Annotated in this window: 16 protein-coding genes; 2 read left to right on the top strand and 14 right to left on the bottom strand. The window is 61.6% G+C overall.

Features of this window, described 5'->3' with window-relative positions; genetic code table 11:
* From glgX to RHM69_RS03470, 13 genes are all read right to left on the bottom strand, one after another.
* Nucleotides 1-2160: a glycogen debranching protein GlgX gene (gene glgX, locus RHM69_RS03410; protein ID WP_014718610.1), complete on the bottom strand. Its 2160-nt coding sequence runs from the start codon at nt 2158-2160 to the stop codon at nt 1-3.
* A gap of 121 nt (nt 2161-2281) precedes the next feature.
* On the bottom strand, nt 2282-2551 hold the full coding sequence (locus RHM69_RS03415; RefSeq protein ID WP_003191595.1) for a DUF2934 domain-containing protein: 270 nt from the start codon (nt 2549-2551) through the stop codon (nt 2282-2284).
* 23 nt (nt 2552-2574) lie between these two features.
* Nucleotides 2575-5325: a malto-oligosyltrehalose synthase gene (locus tag RHM69_RS03420; RefSeq protein WP_200599726.1), complete on the bottom strand. Its 2751-nt coding sequence runs from the start codon at nt 5323-5325 to the stop codon at nt 2575-2577.
* Nucleotides 5322-7406, bottom strand: coding sequence for a 4-alpha-glucanotransferase (gene malQ, locus RHM69_RS03425; RefSeq protein WP_014718608.1), 2085 nt, complete (start codon nt 7404-7406; stop codon nt 5322-5324). The genes RHM69_RS03420 and malQ overlap by 4 nt, the downstream gene beginning before the upstream one ends.
* Complete coding sequence (treZ, locus tag RHM69_RS03430; RefSeq protein ID WP_200599724.1) at nt 7403-9148, bottom strand: malto-oligosyltrehalose trehalohydrolase; 1746 nt, start codon at nt 9146-9148, stop codon at nt 7403-7405. Before treZ ends, malQ begins: the two co-directional genes overlap by 4 nt.
* A gap of 31 nt (nt 9149-9179) precedes the next feature.
* Nucleotides 9180-10736: a glycogen synthase GlgA gene (gene glgA / locus RHM69_RS03435; protein ID WP_014718606.1), complete on the bottom strand. Its 1557-nt coding sequence runs from the start codon at nt 10734-10736 to the stop codon at nt 9180-9182.
* A gap of 254 nt (nt 10737-10990) precedes the next feature.
* Complete coding sequence (locus RHM69_RS03440) at nt 10991-11167, bottom strand: hypothetical protein (protein WP_234452054.1); 177 nt, start codon at nt 11165-11167, stop codon at nt 10991-10993.
* Between the two features lie 49 nt (nt 11168-11216).
* Nucleotides 11217-12170, bottom strand: a complete 954-nt coding sequence (locus tag RHM69_RS03445; protein WP_200599722.1) for a D-2-hydroxyacid dehydrogenase family protein — start codon at nt 12168-12170, stop codon at nt 11217-11219.
* A gap of 25 nt (nt 12171-12195) precedes the next feature.
* Nucleotides 12196-13197: an alpha/beta fold hydrolase gene (locus RHM69_RS03450; protein WP_200599720.1), complete on the bottom strand. Its 1002-nt coding sequence runs from the start codon at nt 13195-13197 to the stop codon at nt 12196-12198.
* 45 nt (nt 13198-13242) lie between these two features.
* Nucleotides 13243-13686: a YqaA family protein gene (locus RHM69_RS03455; protein ID WP_032872364.1), complete on the bottom strand. Its 444-nt coding sequence runs from the start codon at nt 13684-13686 to the stop codon at nt 13243-13245.
* A 3-nt stretch (nt 13687-13689) separates the two neighbouring features.
* A complete protein-coding gene (locus tag RHM69_RS03460) occupies nt 13690-14136 on the bottom strand; it encodes a DUF411 domain-containing protein (RefSeq protein ID WP_032902412.1) in 447 nt (148 codons plus the stop codon).
* Between the two features lie 93 nt (nt 14137-14229).
* A complete protein-coding gene (locus RHM69_RS03465; RefSeq protein ID WP_200599718.1) occupies nt 14230-14688 on the bottom strand; it encodes an SRPBCC family protein in 459 nt (152 codons plus the stop codon).
* 133 nt (nt 14689-14821) lie between these two features.
* A complete protein-coding gene (locus tag RHM69_RS03470; RefSeq protein WP_019817132.1) occupies nt 14822-15817 on the bottom strand; it encodes an aldo/keto reductase in 996 nt (331 codons plus the stop codon).
* Between the two features lie 116 nt (nt 15818-15933).
* On the opposite strand from RHM69_RS03470, the gene RHM69_RS03475 reads away from it, so the two are divergent.
* Entirely contained in the window at nt 15934-16845 is a 912-nt protein-coding gene (locus RHM69_RS03475) for a LysR family transcriptional regulator (protein ID WP_058409930.1), read from the top strand.
* On the opposite strand, the gene RHM69_RS03480 is transcribed toward RHM69_RS03475, so the two are convergent.
* Nucleotides 16842-17747, bottom strand: coding sequence for an AraC family transcriptional regulator (locus tag RHM69_RS03480; protein ID WP_058409931.1), 906 nt, complete (start codon nt 17745-17747; stop codon nt 16842-16844). The genes RHM69_RS03475 and RHM69_RS03480 overlap by 4 nt on opposite strands.
* A 103-nt stretch (nt 17748-17850) precedes the next feature.
* On the opposite strand from RHM69_RS03480, the gene RHM69_RS03485 reads away from it, so the two are divergent.
* A complete protein-coding gene (locus tag RHM69_RS03485; RefSeq protein WP_032902407.1) occupies nt 17851-18411 on the top strand; it encodes a carboxymuconolactone decarboxylase family protein in 561 nt (186 codons plus the stop codon).
* Nucleotides 18412-18419 lie beyond the last annotated feature (8 nt).

Below are 18419 nucleotides of genomic sequence, written 5' to 3' on the forward strand. Positions count from 1 at the left end.
TCACACCTCGCCTTCGTGCTGCAGTTCAAACAGCAGCAGCGAGCGAGCGGTGACCGCGTACTCATGCTCGAAATCAAAGCGTTCCTGGCCACGCACAGCCGGGTCGTTGGTGTCGAGCAGGCATGTCCAGAACTCGCCCTCCGGCACCGGCGGCAGGCGGAAATTGACCTGATCGTGATGGGCGTTGACCACCAGCAGCAGCGTGGCGTCGGCCCCGGCACGACGAATCCCGGTTTCCTGGGCGCGGCCATCCATCAGCATGCCCAGGCAGCGGCCCTGGCTGTCTTCCCATTGCTCGGTGGTCATTTCGTTGCCATCCGGCGCGAGCCAGGTGACGTCCTTCACGCCGATGTCTTCGTTGTAGTCGCCCACCAGGAAACGCCCGCGCCGCAGGATCGGGTACGCCAGGCGCAGCTTGATCAGGCGCTTGACGAACTTGAGCAGGGCCTTGCCGTCATCGTCCAGGTCCCAGTTGACCCAGCCGATCTCGCTGTCCTGGCAATAGGCATTGTTGTTGCCGTGTTGAGTGCGAGCGAACTCGTCCCCGGCGACGATCATTGGCGTGCCCTGGGCTAGCAGCAAAGTGGCGAAGAAGTTGCGCATCTGGCGCAGGCGCAGCGCGTTGATCTCCGGGTCGTCGGTAGGGCCTTCGACACCGTGGTTCCAGGACAGGTTGTTATTGCTGCCGTCCTGGTTGTTTTCGTCGTTGGCCTCATTGTGTTTGTCGTTGTACGACACCAGGTCGTGCAGGGTGAAGCCGTCGTGGGCGGTGATGAAGTTCACCGAGCTGTACGGCCTGCGCCCGCGGTGGTTGAACATCTCGCCCGAGGCGGTCATGCGCCCGGCGAAATCGGCGAGTTGGCCATCGTCGCCTTTCCAGAACGCACGCACGGTGTCGCGGAAGCGGTCGTTCCATTCCACCCAGCCTGGTGGGAAGTTGCCCACCTGGTAGCCACCGGGGCCGCAGTCCCAGGGTTCGGCGATGAGTTTCAACTGGCGCAGCACCGGGTCCTGGCGGCAAGCCACGAGGAAACTGTGGCGCTCATCGAACCCGTCGCGGTAGCGACCGAGGATGGTCGCCAGGTCGAAGCGGAAGCCGTCCACGTGCATCTCGGTGGCCCAGTAGCGCAGGGAGTCGGTGACCATTTGCAGCACGCACGGGTGGCTCAGATCCAGGGTATTGCCGGTGCCGGAATCGTTGATGTAGAAACGCTTGTCGTCGGGCATCAGCCGGTAGTAGGAGGCGTTGTCGATGCCGCGCATCGACAGGGTCGGGCCGCGCTCGTTGCCTTCGGCGGTGTGGTTGTAAACCACGTCCAGAATCACTTCCAGCTTCTGCTCATGCAGGTGCGCGACCATCTCCTTGAACTCGGCGATCTTGCCGCTGGCCAGGTAGCGCGGGTCAGGGGCGAAGAACGCAATGCTGTTATAGCCCCAATAGTTGGTCATGCCTTTTTCCAGCAGATGCTGGTCGTTGACGAAGGCGTGCACGGGCAACAGCTCGACCGAGGAAATGCCCAACTGACGGATATGCTTGAGCACGTCATCTTCCATCAAACCGGCGCAGGTCCCCCGCACCGACTCGCCGACCGAAGGATGACGCATGCTGATGCCGCGCAGGTGGGTTTCGTAGATGATCGTGCGGTCCCACGGCACTCGTACCGGTTGGTCGTTGCCCCAGGTGTGCGCCGGGTCGATGACCTTGCACTTGGGCACGAAGGGCGCACTGTCGCGTTCATCGAAACTGAGGTCGTCGTCCGGGTGGCCGATGGTGTAGCCAAACAGCGCTTCGGACCATTTGAGTTCGCCCACCAGTTGCTTGGCGTAGGGGTCGATCAACAGCTTGTTGTGGTTGAAGCGATGACCATTGGCCGGGTCATAGGGGCCGTATACGCGATAACCGTAAATCAGCCCGGGGTGAGCATCGGGCAGGTAGCCATGAAAGATTTCATCGGTGTATTCGGGCAGTTCGATGCGTTCCAGCTCAACCTCGCCGGTATCGTCAAACAGGCACAGCTCCACCTTGGTGGCGTTGGCGGAAAACAGCGCAAAATTCACACCCAGGCCATCCCAGGTGGCGCCGAGGGGGAAGGGCAAACCTTCACGGATCCGCGACGGCTCATGAACCGGCGTCGCTGTGGTGTTGTCGGGTTTGCTCATCGAGTTGCTCCTGCAAGGGGTCTTTTTTCGGGCCGAACGCCGCCGTACTGACGGTGCTTCAGCGCATGGCTTGGACGGAAAAGGGCCTGCAGCGCGTAATGCGTGCTGCAGGCCCGGGAAATCATGGGGCGGGCGGTTTGGGCTTCTTCGGGGCGGCGGGTTTCTTCGCCGCAGGTTTGGCGGCGGCAGGCGCAGCAGGTTTGGGCTTTGCCGCAGCCTTGGGCGCGGTTTTCGGCTTGGCGGCCGGTTTAGGCTTGCTCGGCGTCAGCGCCTCGGCTTCCGCCAGCTTGCGCGCCATCTCCCAGTGGCGATCATGGGCGCCATCAGGCTTGCCTTCAGACTCCCAGATCTGATGCGCCAGTTCGCGAATGCGTTTGTCTTCTTTACTCATCACAAACTCCTCACAGAAAATTTTCAGCTTTCTTGATTATCAGGATTGATAAAGACATTGACCGGGAGATCCCCCAGGGCAGCGCTGATCAACAGCTCCTTGTTGGGTGTGACTACGCCCGTTTGAAAAAGTCCCTTCCAGTTTTGTGCAGGGGCGGCGAACGGTAATTTCACCCGCGTATCGCCCCAAACCTGGGCATTGATCTGGGGAAACATCCCGTTTTCAAGCAGCGGATAAGACCAGCGCGGCACCACCACCAGCAACTGCCTGCCCTGATGTTCACGGTAGAACGCAACCACCCGTTCCGCGTGCTGGCCCAGCACTTCCAGCGGTGTATAGCTGCCATGGCGCAGCAGCTCGGGGCAGGCTTTACGCAGGCCCAGTACCTGGGCGATCACTGCCTGTTTGATACGCCCGTCGCGCCAGTTGAACAACAGTTCGCCGATGTCCGGTGGTGCCTGCAATGCACGTTGCCGCGCAGCGAAGTCCACCGGGCGCCGGTTGTCCGGGTCGACCAGGCTGAAGTCCCAGAACTCATCGCCCTGGTAAATATCCGGCACACCCGGCACGGTCAGATGAAGCAAGGTTTGCGCCAGCCCATTCAGGGCGCCGGCGGGGGCGATGGCCTGCGCAGCGATGTCCAACGCACTGCGCAGCGGCGCACCGGCCTCACTGAGCAGCAGGCGCTTGAGGAACGCTTCCACCGCCTTTTCGTAAGCCTCGTTGGGCGCGCTCCAACTGCTCTGCAACTTGGCCTCGCGCAGGGCTTTTTGCTGCCACTGCCACAGGCGTTGCTGGTACGCCTCCAGATCGGGGTTGGGCTCCAGCGGCCAACTGCCCAGCAGCACCTGATAAAGAATCAGTTCATCACCCGCCGAGGGGCTCTCGGCGCTCTCGCGCAAAGGCTCGGCCAGGCGGCGCCAGTGCTCGACCTGTTCGGCATACCAGGGGGCGCACTCGCTGAGTACCGCCAGGCGCGCACGGGTGTCTTCGCCGCGTTTGTGGTCGTGGGTGGCGGTGGCCAGCAGGTTGCCGGGGAAGGTCTTCAGGCGTTGTTGATTGGCCGCATGGAAATCTGCCAACGGCGCACTGAATTGCTCGGTACTGAAACCCACATCGTTGCGCGACAACAACACCGCCGAACGATAGAAGGCGGTGTCTTCCACAGCCTTGGCGGCGGCGGGCGAGGTCAGTTGCTGGAAGCGCACGCAGGCATGCTTGAGCATCTTGCGCGCCCGGCCTACCGGGCGATTGCGCCAGGGCTGACCACCCAACCATTGTTCCAGATGGTCGAGCACCGGCCAGTCGCCTTCGTTGAGGGTACTGCGTGCACCCTCCATGGCCTGCTGGAACACCTTGTCGTCGGCCGCACTGCGGCCCTTGGCGCTGATGTAGGTGCGGTACACCGGGAAATGCACAATCAGTTCCTGCAGGGCCCGGCGGATGGCGCCCAGGGTCAGGTCGCGGGTCATCACGTCATCGCGGGCCACTTGCAGCAGGGCCTGGGCCACGCTTTCGAAGTCGCCGCCCAACGAACCATTGAGGATCTGCTGACGCGCCAGCCGCGCTTCTTCGCTGAAGGCTGAAGGCCGTTCGCTGTGACGCGTCCACATCTCGGCCAGCGGTGCAAAACCTTCGGGATGGTGTTGCAGCAAGGACAACTGGTTCATGAACTCGTAGCCGGTAGTGCCGTCCACCTGCCAGTCTTCACGCAAAGTTTCGCTTTCGCCAAGGATCTTTTCGACGAAGATCGGCAAGTGGCGCTCGGGTGACAGCGCGTCCACACGCCGACGCAATTTGCGGCAATAGCCACGCGGGTCAGCCAGGCCGTCGATATGGTCGATGCGCAGCCCGTCGACCAGCCCAGCGCTGATCAGCTCGAAAATCTTGCCATGGGTGGCTTCGAACACCGCCGTGCGTTCGACCCGCAGGCCGCCCAATTCATTGACGTCGAAGAAGCGCCGCCAGTTGATGTCGTCCGCGGCGGTGCGCCAACTGGCCAGGCGATAAGTCTGTTGTTCCAGCAGGTGATGCAGGCGCTCGAAGCCCTCGGGCTGGCGACTGTCGAATGCGGCCAGGCGTTGTTCAATAGCGGGTAGCAGCTCGCTGGCGCGTTCGGCCAAGGCTTGTTTGAGCGTGGTGGCTTCGGCGTAGGCGTCGTGCTGATAGGCGAGGGCGGCGAAACGTTCGGCCAGCGGTTTGAGTAACTCATCGTTGCCCAGGATCAGGCCGTAGTCCCTGGGGCAAATCGGAAAACGGTGTTCGTAATGCTCGACGTAGAAACTCCCCTGGGCGGCATCGAACTTGAGCGGGAGCGTGCCGTTTTGCAAGGCTTCGCCGTAATCGCTGCCGAGGAAGGGCATCAGCAACTGGCCCTTGAGCAGCGGGTCGGGGGAGTGCCACTGGATGTCGAAAAACTCGCTGTAGGGGCTCAGGCGGCCCCACTCCAGCAGGTCGAGCCACCAAGGGTTATCCGCGCCGCCCACGGCCATATGGTTGGAGACGATATCGAGGATCAAGCCCATGTCGTGCTCACGCAGCGCGGCGACCAGGCGACGCAACGCCGCTTCGCCACCTAGCTCTGGGTTGACGCGGGTCGGGTCTACCACATCGTAGCCGTGCATGGAGCCTGCGCGGGCGCTTAACAGTGGTGAAGCATACAGGTGGCTGATACCCAGTTGGGCAAAGTACGGCACCAGTGGCACCGCGTCATCGAGGGTAAAACCTTTATGAAATTGCAGGCGCTGGGTGGCGCGCAGGGGCAGTGCGTTCATCGGTCACGCTCATAGGCTTGGTTGCGCGCCACGGCCAGCAGTTCGAGGCGACGCGCGGCGCTGTCATTGTCGAGCAGGCTGGCGGCTTCGCCGGGCAAGCGGCGGCGCCAATTGGGGTGGGTGTCGAGGGTACCCGGCAGGTTGGCTTGCTCCTCAATGCCCAGAGCATCTTCCAGGGGTAACAATACGAGGGGCGCGCGGGTATGGCCCAGGTAACGCACGCTGGCGTCGATCATATGGTCGGTGTCGTTGCGGATCTCATCGATGAAGTTCTGCGGGTCCTGGCTCAAGGCTTGGCGCAGTGCCTGGCGTTCGCGCAGGCGGTGTTCGCTCCATTGGTCCACGGTGGGCGCATCGATCAGGCCCAGCTGGATATTCCATTCGATATCGCGGCTGTGCCACCAGCCATTGAGGGTCGGCAAGTCGTGGGTACTGGTGGTGGCCAAGGCGTTGTCGGGCCAATCGAGGATGGGCTTGAACTGGCCGTCATGGTTCTGTTCGAACAGCAGCACACGCATACCCAGGATCGAGCGGGCGCTGAGCTTTTCGCGCAGGCCCTCAGGCACGGTGCCCAGGTCTTCACCGAGGACGATGGCCTGGTGGCGGTGCGATTCCAGGGCGAGCAAACGCAGCAGGTCGTCCACCGGGTAATACAAGTAGGCACCTTCGCGGGGGGACGCGCCCAGAGGGATCACCCACAGGCGTTGCAGGCCCATCACATGGTCGATGCGCAAGCCGCCGGCATGGGCGAAGTTGGCCCGCAGCATTTCGATAAAGGCGCGAAAGCCATTGCGCTTGAGGCCCTCTGGGGAAAAGGCAGAGATCCCCCAACCTTGGCCTGCGCGGTTGAGAATGTCCGGTGGCGCGCCCACGGTCAGGTCGGCCAGCAGTTCGTCTTGACGGCTCCAGGCCTGGCTACCGCCGCCATCGGCACCCACCGCCAGGTCGGCGATCAGGCCGATGCCCATGCCGCTGCCACGGGCGGCTTGTTGCGCGCGCTCAAGGCTACGGGCGATCAGCCATTGGGTGAAGGCGAAATAGCCGATTTCGTCGCGGTTTTCCTCGGCGAACTGCGCCAGGGCCGGGCTTTGCGGCGTGCGCCAGGCTTCGGGCCATTGGCGCCAGTCCAGGTCCTCACCGGCGGCAGCACGCTGGGCCTGTATGGCTTCGAAGCGGCAGTGGTTTTCCAGGGCTTCGCCGCCGGTCTGGCGGAAGCTTTGGAAGTCGGCATGCTGGGGATGCGCGCCGTGGCGGAAGTCTTCATACAGTGTGCGCAGCAGGCGTTGCTTGGCCTTGGCGGCGGCCGGCCAGTCGATCAGCGGGAGCTGTTCCAGGGCATGCAACTCGTCAGCCAACCCGGCAGCTTCGATGGCGTTGCGCACCTCACGTTCACCGAGGATGCACGCTGGCGAAGCATACAGGCTGTTGAGAAACAGGCGGCTGGAGGGTGAATAAGGGCTGAAACGCTCGGTGTCGGCGCTGAACATCGCGTGCATCGGGCTGATCGCCACAGCGTCGGCGCCGCGCTCGGCGGCGGAACGCACCAGGTGCTCCAGAGCCAGGGTGTCGCCAAAACCGCCATCGCCGAGGCGGCGCAAGGCATAGAGTTGGGCGCTGAGGCCCCAGGCACGAGCGGGTTGGCTGTCGACCGCGTCGGCCACGCTGTAGCAGTGGCTGGGAGCGACGGCCAGGGTGAAGGTTTGCCCGTCGATATGCACCTGGTGGTAGCCCAGGGCGATCACGCCGGGCAGCACAGCCTCGCCGTCCAGGCGCAGCTCCAGGGTTTCGCCGCCTTCCAGGCTGACGCGACACGGGGTATCGGGGGCGAAATAACGCGCCAGGTCCAGGCCCGCACCACTGTCGGTGGTCATCAACGGCGGCAGGTGGGTGTCTTGCTGCGCCTGCTCAAGTTGCTGCAGGCTGGCGTCGATCTCGGCATCGCTGTCGGCCGGGTGCCCAAGGCCTTTGAGCACAGCGCGCAGGGCGTCAGGCTTTACATGCTGCGGGCGACCGTTGGCATCGATCCAATCGACGGCCAGGCCTGCGCGGCTGGCGAGAATTTCCAGGTTCGCTTCGCTCAAAGAATGTCTCCAACAGGGGATAAGCAAACGCGTGCGCTCAAGGGCGGTAAGTGCGCACCTTGCTGGGCAGGCGTTTGGAAAATAATCGGGTGGGGTGCCGGATGATCCAGGGGCTGTTCACTCAGGTTCAGGTCGATCTGCAGCACACGGCCGTTGCCCAGACGCCAGCGCGCGGTGACGGCATGGTCAGCCAGCACCTGCGCGCCCAGGGCCACCGTGCCGGGCAAGTGCGGCACCACGTGTGTGTGACGCAGGCTCAGCAGGTGACGGTAGAGCTGCGTGTGGTCGTTCTCGACGAAGGAGGGCACCGACTGTAAAAAGGTTTGCAGCGCGTTGGGGTCGGGGATGCGCTGGCGTTGCTCGGGGTCGTGAAACGCCGCGAAGTCGGCAAATTCATTGCGCCGCCCCTCACGCACCGCCTCGGCCAGTTCGCCATGATGGTCGGTAAAAAACAGGAAGGGCTCGGCGGCATTTACTTCGTCGCCCATGAACAGCATCGGGATCATGGGGCACAGCAGCAGCAGGGCGGTCGCGGCTTTCAGGGCCTGGGGCGAACACAACTGGTGCAGGCGTTCGCCCAGAGCGCGGTTGCCAACCTGGTCGTGGTTCTGCAGGAATGCGACGAAGGCGCTGGGGGGCAGTTCCGCACTGGGTTCGCCCCGTGCATGACCATGGCGTGTCGTTTCGCCCTGGTAGATGAACCCCTCGGCCAGGCAGCGCGCCAGCTTGGCGGTGGGCTGCTCGGCAAAATCGCTGTAGTAAGCGTCGGTTTCACCGGTGAGCAGTACGTGCAGCACATTATGAAAGTCGTCATTCCATTGGGCGTCGAAATCGTGCTGCAACAGGCTGGCCTGGTTCAGTTCGTTTTCCAGCATCAGCCACACGTGGCGTCCGCCGTCCACCTGCTGGCGTACCCGTTGTGCCAGTTCCTGTAGAAACCCGGGGTTGTCAATGGCGTGCACGGCATCCAGGCGCAGGCCGTCGAAGCGGTATTCGAGCAGCCACATCAGGGCGTTATCGAGGAAGAAATCCCGCACTTCACGGCGCTCGAAATCAATACCAGCGCCCCAGGGGGTGTGCACGTCCTCCTGGAAGAACCCCTGGGCGTACTGGCCCAGGTAATTGCCGTCGGGGCCGAAGTGGTTGTAGACCACATCGAGGATCACGGCCAAACCGTGGCCGTGGGCACTGTCGATCAGTTGCTTGAGTTGCTCGGGAGTGCCGTAGGTGGCGTGGGGCGCATAGGGCAGCACGCCGTCATAGCCCCAATTGCGTTCGCCGGGAAATTGCGCCAAAGGCATCAATTCAATTGCGGTGACGCCTAGTTCGGCCAGGCGGGGCAGGTGTTTCTCGACGGCAGCGTAGCCGCCCATGGCGCCGACGTGGAGTTCGTAGATCACCGCCGTGTGCCACGGGCGACCCTGCCACTGGCTGTGGCGCCATTCATAGGCGAGGGGGTCGACTACTCGGCTCCACCCATGCACATCCAGCGCCTGGGCCCTGGAAGCGGGGTCGGGCACCGTGTTTTCGCCATCGATATTAAAGCGGTAAAGCGTGCCGGCAGGGCACGCGACTTCGACTTCGAACCAACCACCGGCCTGGGGAAGCATGACGATGGTTTTACCCTGTTCCAATTCAACGCTGACATAAAATGCGTCTGGCGCCCATAACGCAAAGCGCGTGCGGTGCGCGTCCAGCATGATTGCGCCGTGGGGCCAGGTTTCCAGAGTCCGTAACGGCATCTATGAAGACCTCCCTTAGTTGTTCCAGTCGTTACTTGTTCGATTTTCCCAAGGCCTTGGCCACCAGTCGTTCATAGAGTTCGGCGTAGGGTTCCACGGCCTGGCACCAGTTGAACGGCTGGGTCATGGCACGGCTGCGCATGGCGTTGAGCAGACCGGGGAAGGCGAACACCTTGAAGGCGCGGCGCAGCGCCTCTTCGTAGCTTTGCACGGTGGATTCATTGAACAGGAAGCCGGTGACGCCATCCTCAATGGTGTCCGCCAGCCCGCCGGTGTTACGCGCCACCGGCAACGAGCCGAAGCGCTGCGCATACATCTGGCTCAGGCCGCAGGGTTCATAGCGTGACGGCATCAGCAGGAAATCGCTGCCGGCGAACATGCGGCGCGCATCGGTCTCGTTGAAGCCGATACGTACCCCCACCTGGCCCGGGAAGCGCAGTGCCAATTCGCGCATGGCCTGTTCTTCTTCCGGCTCGCCACGGCCGATGATCGCAATCTGGCCGCCGTTTTCGACGATGAAACTGGCGACGGCTTCGGTCAGGTCCAGGCCTTTCTGGTAGACCAGGCGCGAAACCACAGCGAACAGCGGGCCACTGGATGGCTGCAGCTCAAACAACTCGCGCACATGGGCGGCGTTGATAGCCTTGCCCTCCCAGTCGCCGATATTGAAGTTGTGGATCAGATGCGTGTCGGTGGACGTCTCCCAGCTTTCGTCGATACCGTTGGGAATGCCGCTGAGCAGACCTTGCTGGGTCTTGCTGGCGAGGAATCCATCCAGGCCGCAACCGAATTCCGGGGTGGTGATCTCCTGGGCGTAGGTGGCGCTCACGGTGGTGATATGGCTGGAATACGCCATGCCCGCCTTGAGAAACGACATCTTGCCGTAGAACTCCATGCCTTCTTGTTGCAGGGCATGGGGCGGAATGCCCAGCTCTGGCGTCGAGGCCAGGCTGACCACGCCCTGGTAGGCCAGGTTATGAATGGTGAACAGGGTTGGCGTGCGCGACCCACGCCAGTGCATGTACGCCGGAGCCAGGCCCGCAGGCCAGTCATGGGCATGCACCAGGTCCGGGCACCAGTGGATTTGCGCGAGGTTGGCGGCCATGTCGGCGGCGGCCAGGCCCAGACGGGCGAAGCGGATATGGTTGTCCGGCCAGTCGCGACCGTTGTTGGCGCCGTAGGGCGTGCCTTCACGCTCATACAGTTCGGGGCAGATCAGCACGTAGATGACCAGGCCGTCCTTGAGGTCCATGCGCCCGATCTTGCACGGTGGCAACGCAGCGTGGCCGCCCAGTTCACCGACAATATGAATCGGGTTGTCGCTTTCCATCACTTGCGGGTAACCCGGAATCAGTACTCGCACATCATGCAGGTGGGCCATGGCGCGGGGCAGGGCAGCGGAGACGTCGCCCAGGCCACCGGTTTTCACCAAGTCCGCGAACTCGGAGGTGACAAACAAGACTTTCTTTCGATTCGGATTCTGACTCACGACCGGCCGCACAGTGTTGGGCAGGTCGGCCAAAGACTTTGGCCCTCCTGCCGGCTGACTAAAACGCTCTCCCTGAGTATCTACTGCGGCACTGATCATAATGCACTCCCATCTGTTGGTTGGCTAATGGCCCGCTGCCATTGGCTCCGAGTGACCGCATCCTGCGGCCAGGCACACAAGCGCTATACAAGCTGGCAAGGCGTATGCCAGTTGCGACGTCGGCTTAAAAAGATTGGATGAGCGGGCATTCGGCCTGAAGCGCGCGTGCTCGCCCTTACCTAAAACTTGACCAGCGGCAGGTTTCGAAAGTTTAGATTTTTTGCGGGGTTTTTGTTTTGGAACGGACCCATCGGTCATGAGTCTAGGACAGATCCCAGCGCCTGCTGGGTTTTCAAGCCGATTTTGTAGGACAAAAAACTTTTATCGATATACCGCGCTGCCTCTTTAGGAGCGAGCTTGCTCGCGAAAAACCAAAGGCCGCCGAGTAAAACCAGAATGACCGCGTTATCGTTGGCGTTTTTCGCGAGCAAGCTCGCTCCTACCAAAAGACAGGGTGAAATAACGCACTAAAGTGGTGCGTCAGGTGAGCCCGCGAATGGGCACACCCTTGGCCCAGGCTTGGATATCTTCGATCATCTGCTGATAGAACTGCCGGTAATTCTGCTCGCTCACATACCCCACGTGTGGCGTCGCCAGTACATTGGGCAAGTGGCGAAACGGATGGTCAGCCGGCAGCGGTTCCTGGGCATATACATCCAGCGCCGCCCCGGCCAGACGACCGCTGCGTAACGCTTGCACCAGCGCCTGCTCATCCACAATCGGCCCGCGTGCGGTGTTCACCAGCCGCGCGGTGGGTTTCATCCAGCCCAACGCTTGCGCATCCACCAGGCCACGGCTGCGCTCGCTGAGCACCAGGTGGATGGTCAGAATATCCGCCTGCTCAAACAGCTCGCGCTTGCTGACCCAGGTCACCCCTGATTCCGCCGCTCGCTCGGGCGTGAGGTTCTCACTCCAGGCAATCACCCGCATACCAAAGACCTGGGCGAACCTTGCGACTTTCTGGCCAATGCTGCCCAGCCCCAGAATGCCCAAGGTCTTGCCATGCAGATCGCCGCCCAGACCGACCTGCCATCCGACCGCACGCAGTGAGTTGGCTTCGGCGAGCAGGTTACGTGTAGAGGCCATGATCAAGGCCCAGGTCAGTTCCGGAGCTGCGTGTTTATAGCTGTCGGTGCCGCACACCTGGATGCCCAGGGCCTTGGCTGCGGGAAGGTCGATGGCGGCATTGCGCATGCCGCCCGTCACCAGCAATTTGAGCTGGGGCAGCCCTTGCAGCAGGGGTTTGTCAAAGGTTGAGCGTTCGCGCATCAGGCAAATCACCTCGAACCCTTTCAAGCGCTCGATCATGGTGGCGGTATCGGCGGGGTAGTCGTGGAGAAAATGCACCTTGCCCACGCTGTCCAGCGCCGACCAATCCACCACGTCACTGGCCACGTTTTGCCAGTCATCCAACACTGCGATCTGTATCGACATGCACGCGGACCTCGAAAAGTGGCAATTAAAGGGCCTTCAGCCCCTGCAACAGGGCTTTATGAAACTGCTCAGGTTCTTCCATCTGCGGTGCATGGCCCAGACCGGGGAACTCCACCAACGTGGCGCGGGGAATCAGCTTGGCCACCTGCTTGCCCAGTACCTCGTAATGACCAATTTTGGCCTTGACCGCCGCCGGCGCCACATCTTTGCCGATGGCGGTGGTGTCGCTGGTGCCGATCAGGAGCAGGGCGGGCACCTGCAAGTCCTTGAACTCGTAGTACACCGGTTGGGTGAAGATCATGTCGTAAATCAACGCCGAGTTCCAGGCAACCTGAAGATGCCCCGGGCCTTTGTTCAAGCCGGCGAGCATGTCTACCCAGCGCTCGTATTCAGGTTTCCAGCGCCCCACGTAATAGGTGTTTCGCTCATAGTTGCGTACACCGTCGGCGCTCAGTTTCAGCTCGCGCTGGTACCACTGGTCGACGCTCTGGTAAGGCACGCCGAGGGCTTTCCAGTCTTCCAGCCCAATGGGGTTCACCAGCCCCAACTGTTCGGTTTGCTGGGGGTACATCAGCGCATAGCGTGTGGCGAGCATGCCGCCGGTGGAATGGCCGATCACCGTGGCCTTTTGAATGCCGAGCTTTTCCAGCAGTTGATGGGTGTTGGTCGCCAGTTGCTGGAAGCTGTACTGGTAGTGGTCGGGCTTGCTGGAGGTGCAAAAGCCGATCTGGTCTGGGGCGATGACGCGGTAACCGGCGTCACTCAGCGCCTTGATCGAACCTTCCCAGGTGGCGCCGCAGAAGTTCTTGCCGTGCATCAGCACCACGCTGCGACCGTTTGGAGTACCGGTGGCGGGGACGTCCATGTAGCCCATTTGCAGGGATTTGCCCTGGGATTGGAAGGCAAAATGATTCAAAGGGTAGGGGTATGCAAAGCCCTGCAACTCAGGACCGTAGGTGTCAGCTAACACGGGCGCCGCGCTGACCGAAAACAAACCGGCTACGCACAATGTACGGATAAAAGGCATGGGTTTTGGCTCCGAGACAGATGCCCGGATGCTCTTTGCTCGCGATTAACGGGGGATTAACGCCCACTGCAACGTCAGTGCTGCGAGTACGCCATACCGCAGGCTTTTCGCCAGGGTTACCAGCAGTAGAAAACGCCACAACGGCTCACGCATCACCCCAGCCACCAACGTCAGCGGGTCACCGATAATCGGCACCCAACTGAGTAGCAACGTCCAATGCCCCCAGCGCGCGTAATGGCTGCGAGCCTTGTCCAGCTGCCTGGTGCTGACCGGGAACCAGCGCCGTTCCTTGAAGCGTTCCACCGAGCGCCCCAGCAGCCAATTGACCAGCGAGCCCAGCACGTTACCCAAAGTCGCGATGCCCAGCAGCAGCCAAAGGTTGTAATGCCCGCTGAGCAGCAGGCCTACCAACACGGCTTCCGATTGCAGGGGCAATAACGTCGCGGCGCCAAATGCCGCGACGAACAGCCCCAGGTAACCCATCAACACCGGTCAGTGAGCCGGGTAGTCCGCTACCACCACATCGTTGCCGTCTCGGGTCAGGCCAATGATTTGATAGGCCTCGCTGCGTCCGTCCACTTCCATGCCTGGTGAGCCTAAGGGCATACCCGGTGCGGCAAGGCCCAGCAGGTCGTCGCGTTTGCGCAAGGCCAGGACCTGCTCGGCGGGTACGTGGCCTTCGACGAATTTGCCGTCGATGACCGCGGTGTGGCAGGAGCCAAGCCGTGGCGCGACGCCCAGACGCTGTTTCACCGCGCTCATGTCGGCTTCAACGTGGTCGTTGACCTTGAAACCGTTGCTCTCCAAGTGGCTGATCCACTTTTTGCAGCAGCCGCAGTTGGCGTCGCGGTGGACGTCGATGGGGATCAACTCGGCGGCCTGGGCCAAGGTAGTGGTGAACAAGGCACTGAGCAGGGCCAGTCGCAATGGGGTTTTCATCGTGGGTCTCACTGAAGGCGCGGCGATAAGCCGGGCATTCTCCCTGCTTTTGCGGGTATGTTTGCAATGTGACGCCGTTGTAATGTTTCTAAATTATACGAAGCGCTGGTTTTCCAGTCGCTGCTTGAGCCGGTCCAACGCAATCGCCGACAACGCGACCATGCGCTCGTGCAAAGACGCCAGTTGCAGTTCGGTTTCATAAGTCAGCACCCGCTTGAACAGCGTGCCGCCCTGATGAGCGCGCAAGTAGTAATGAATGGAACCATCAACCGGCAAGGAGGTGAACACGGTTTTGAACTCGCTGGGGCGGCGGGCGATTTGTACGCGGTAACTCATGGGGACGCGTATGCCCAGCAGGTCGATGATTTCGGTAAAGCGCGTGCCGATCGGCAATGAGCCGGTGTTGCCGGTGTCGGCGCTAAGGGAAGTGGGGTGCCACTCGTGCCAGCGGTCGGGCTGGGTCACATAGTCATAAACCGCCTCGATCGGCGTGTGGATGAAGCGTTCCTGACTGATCTGCTCCAAGCGGACCGAATGCTCAGTCGCGTGCATGACACACCTCCTGTGTGGCGGTTTTTACACTAGGAGCTGTGAGGATAGTCTGACGCCCGCGCTTTGCACGGGCGTCGGCAGGCCGTTCGTCAATCCCGCTGAGAACGGCCCGGACAAGGGCTCCCAGCAGGCACTAGATATCCAGCATGGCCAGCACGTCCTTGGGGTAACGCAGGCCTGCGGTTGCATCGGCAGGGAAGATCGCATCCAGCGCAGCCAGTTCGTCCGCGCTGAGAGAAATCGACAGCGCCTCCACATTCTCTTGCAGATAGGTGCGCCGCTTGGTGCCGGGAATCGGGATGATGTAATCGCCTTGAGCCAAGACCCAGGCCAGCGCCAGTTGCCCGGCCGTCACACCTTTGTCTGCCGCCAGCGTCTTGACCTGTTCTACCAGCCGCAGGTTTTTCGCAAAGTTCTCACCCTGAAAGCGCGGGCTGAAGCGTCGGTAATCATCGGCGCCGAAATCATCCGGGCTCTTCAAGGCGCCGGTGAGAAAGCCTCGGCCCAGTGGGCTGTACGGCACAAACGCGATGCCCAGGCGCTGGCAGGCCGCGAGGCAGCCATTGTCTTGCTGGTCGCGGCTCCATAGCGAATATTCACTTTGCAGGGCGCTGATGGGATGGACCTTATGCGCCCGTTCCAGAGTAGCGGCGGACGCCTCGCTCAGGCCCAGATAGCGCACCTTGCCCTGTTTTACCAGGTCGGCCATGGCACCCACGGTTTCTTCGATGGCCACGTCGGGGTCGATACGGTGCTGGTAGTACAGGTCCAGCGTATCCACCCCCAGGCGTTGCAAGGTGCCGTCGATGGCGTTGCGGATATACTCGGGCCGGCCATTCACCCCGCGCACTATGGGGTTGGCAGGGTCGCGCACAATCCCGAATTTACTGGCCAGGAACACCTGGTCGCGCTTGCCGGCAATAGCCTTGCCGATCAGTTGCTCATTGGTGTGCGGGCCGTACATGTCCGCGGTATCTAGAAAATTGACGCCCAGCTCTAGGGCGCGGTGCAAGGTTGCGGTGGCTTCGGTGGTATCGCTGCCGGGCGTGTAGAAGTCGGTCATGCCCATGCAGCCAAGGCCAATGGCAGATACATGCGGGCCGTTTTTACCGAGTTGTCGAGTGTGCATAGGGAAGCTCCTGGTGATGAGGAGCCCATTGTTACCCTTGAAAAAATGCAGATAAACCCGCTAAAAATGCTATCACTGTTCGTAATATCTAAACAATCTCCCACAGGAGCATTCTCTTGGATCGTTTTAACGCCATGCGCGTGTTCACTCGGATTGTCGAGTTGGGCGGGTTTGCCAAGGCCGCCGACAGCCTGCAATTGCCACGCGCCTCCGTGACAATTCTGATCAAGCAACTGGAGGCCCATCTCGGCGTGCAACTGCTGCAGCGCACCACGCGCCACGTCAGCCCGACCCTGGATGGCGCGGCGTACTATCAACGTTGCGTGCAGTTGCTGACCGATCTTGAGGAAACCGAGGCGGTGTTCTCCACGCGGCGCCAGAACCCTCGGGGCATCTTGAGCATCGATATGCCCTCAGGCATTGGGAGCTTGATTGTCATTCCGGCTTTGCCAACGTTTACCGCGTTGTACCCACAGATCGAGTTGGAGATCGGCCTCAATGATCGGCCAGTGGATTTGATTCGCGAAGGCGTCGATTGTGTGTTGCGGGGCGGTCCGGCCTTGGACGAATCGCTGGTGGCGCGGCCCTTGGCGATGATGGAACAACTGACGCTGGCCAGCCCCGCGTACCTTGAACGCATGGGCACGCCCACCTGCCTGGAGCAGTTGGCGGGTCACCAAATGGTCGAGTATGTTTCCCGTGCCAGCGGTAAACGGTTTGGCCTGGAATTTCTGCTGGGCAGCGAGTTGCATCCGATCAACCTGCCGAAAGTGGTTGCCGTGAACAGCTCCGCGGGTTACTTCGCTGCGTGCGAAGCCGGCTACGGGCTGATCCAGGCACCTCGTTATCACGCCCTGCGCCAACTGGCCGAGGGCACCCTGGTGCAGGTGCTCCCTGATGTGGCCGTGCCGAAGATGGCGCTGACTGCGTTGTACCCGCCCCATCGGCAATTGTCGCAGCGGGTGCGGGTGTTCGTCGATTGGCTGGTGCAGTTGTGCGCCCGGCCCGGCACCGGTTTACAAGGCTAGGCTTGCGCCCTGCGATAGGCGCCAGGCTGTTGCCCGGTAACTTTATGAAAGGCTCGGGTAAACGCCGCCACCGATTGATACCCGGCTGCCAGCGAAACCTCGGCCACGGTCTGGTCCGCCTTGAGCAACCCACAGGCGTGGCGCATGCGGATCATCAGCAGTACTTGCCCGGGTGACTGCCCGCACAATTCGCTGAAGCGCTTGAAAAACGCCGAGCGCGACAACCCGGTACAGGCCGCCATGCTTTCCAGGCTCCAGGGCTCGGCCGGGCGGGCGATCAATTGTTCCAGCAAATGCGCAAACGCCGGTGCCCGGCCCAGCGCCGCCAAGCCGCCAAGCTCGGTGTTGTCGAGTACTTGCTGGCGCAATACATACAAGAACAGCAGGTGGCACAGGCGCTCCAGCAGCGCGGAAGAGGGCGCTGGCGTGCGTGCGCATTCGTGCAGGATCAACTCGAACAGGCTGCGTGCGGCCGTCAGCGACGGGTCGCCGGCGCGCAGGATGATCCAGCTGGGCAGGGTGTCGACGATCAGTGTCGACAAGCCGGATTGAAAGTGAAAGAAACCGCAGACTAATCCCACACCGTCGGTGGCCGTGTTGTCGAGGGGCAGCATCGCACGGCGTGGGCACTCCTGGGCACCGGCTGCCGTGGCTTGGCCGGACAGGCGAAAAGCAAAGTCACGCAGCAGAAACACCGCGTCACCATTATTCAGGTGGTGGGGCATTGGATCGCCGTCGATATGCAGCCAGCATTCGCCTTGCACAATCAAATGGAAGCTTGCCTGTGCCAGGCCGTGGGTGCTCGCGTGCCAGTCACCGCAATAACGGCCGACGTGAAACAAACTGGTGTTGAGTTCGAGGCTATCTAATAACCAATCGACAAGTACATCGGACGAATTCATCTAATGGAAAGACTCAAGAGCAAGTAATCGCTACTTTAGCCTATTGAGCGCTTTTTTTAGAACCAACAGACTGGGGCATTGAAACCCAACAGGAGTCCACTTCATGTCCCGTGTACCGTTGCTCACGCCTGAAACCGCACCGGAAGCCGCCAAACCCTTCCTGGAAAACGCGCTCAAAGCCTCGGGTTTTATTCCTAACCTGCTGGGCGTACTGGCCAACGCACCGGCCGCGCTGGAAACCTACATCACCGTCTCCGGCTTGAATGCCAAGGCAGAACTGAGCCTGGCCGACCGTGAAGTGGTGCAATTGATTGCCGCCACCAGCCACGGTTGTGATTTCTGTGTCGCTGGCCACACCGCGGTTGCCCGCAACAAAGCGAAGCTGCCCGAGGAGGTGATCGAGGCCTTGCGCCGCCGGGGTGAGTTGCCTGACGCACGCTATGAGACACTCGCCGCCTTTACGCGTGAGGTGATCGCCACCCGTGGGGATGTGAGTGACGCGGGCTTTGAGGCGTTCCGCGCCGCCGGCTACACCGACGGCCACGCGCTGGAAGTCATCCTGGGGGTCAGCCTGGCAACCCTGTGCAACTTCGCCAACGTGTTTGCCCGTACCCCGCTGAACCCGGAGCTGGCGCAATACCGTTGGGAAAAACCGGCCAACTGATTTGGCGT

This window comes from Pseudomonas sp. CCI1.1, assembly GCF_034348165.1.
GTDB lineage: Bacteria > Pseudomonadota > Gammaproteobacteria > Pseudomonadales > Pseudomonadaceae > Aquipseudomonas > Aquipseudomonas paracarnis.

Bases quoted from the DNA above. Each gene is read 5' to 3' on its own strand.
- RHM69_RS03450 (WP_200599720.1), bottom strand. From the start codon at position 13,197: ATGCCTTTTATCCGTACATTGTGCGTAGCCGGTTTGTTTTCGGTCAGC.
- RHM69_RS03480 (WP_058409931.1), bottom strand. From the start codon at position 17,747: ATGAATTCGTCCGATGTACTTGTCGATTGGTTATTAGATAGCCTCGAA.
- glgA (WP_014718606.1), bottom strand. From the start codon at position 10,736: ATGATCAGTGCCGCAGTAGATACTCAGGGAGAGCGTTTTAGTCAGCCG.
- RHM69_RS03465 (WP_200599718.1), bottom strand. From the start codon at position 14,688: ATGCACGCGACTGAGCATTCGGTCCGCTTGGAGCAGATCAGTCAGGAA.
- glgX (WP_014718610.1), bottom strand. From the start codon at position 2,160: ATGAGCAAACCCGACAACACCACAGCGACGCCGGTTCATGAGCCGTCG.
- RHM69_RS03460 (WP_032902412.1), bottom strand. From the start codon at position 14,136: ATGAAAACCCCATTGCGACTGGCCCTGCTCAGTGCCTTGTTCACCACT.
- RHM69_RS03415 (WP_003191595.1), bottom strand. From the start codon at position 2,551: ATGAGTAAAGAAGACAAACGCATTCGCGAACTGGCGCATCAGATCTGG.
- RHM69_RS03485 (WP_032902407.1), top strand. From the start codon at position 17,851: ATGTCCCGTGTACCGTTGCTCACGCCTGAAACCGCACCGGAAGCCGCC.
- treZ (WP_200599724.1), bottom strand. From the start codon at position 9,148: ATGCCGTTACGGACTCTGGAAACCTGGCCCCACGGCGCAATCATGCTG.
- RHM69_RS03420 (WP_200599726.1), bottom strand. From the start codon at position 5,325: ATGAACGCACTGCCCCTGCGCGCCACCCAGCGCCTGCAATTTCATAAA.
- RHM69_RS03445 (WP_200599722.1), bottom strand. From the start codon at position 12,170: ATGTCGATACAGATCGCAGTGTTGGATGACTGGCAAAACGTGGCCAGT.
- RHM69_RS03470 (WP_019817132.1), bottom strand. From the start codon at position 15,817: ATGCACACTCGACAACTCGGTAAAAACGGCCCGCATGTATCTGCCATT.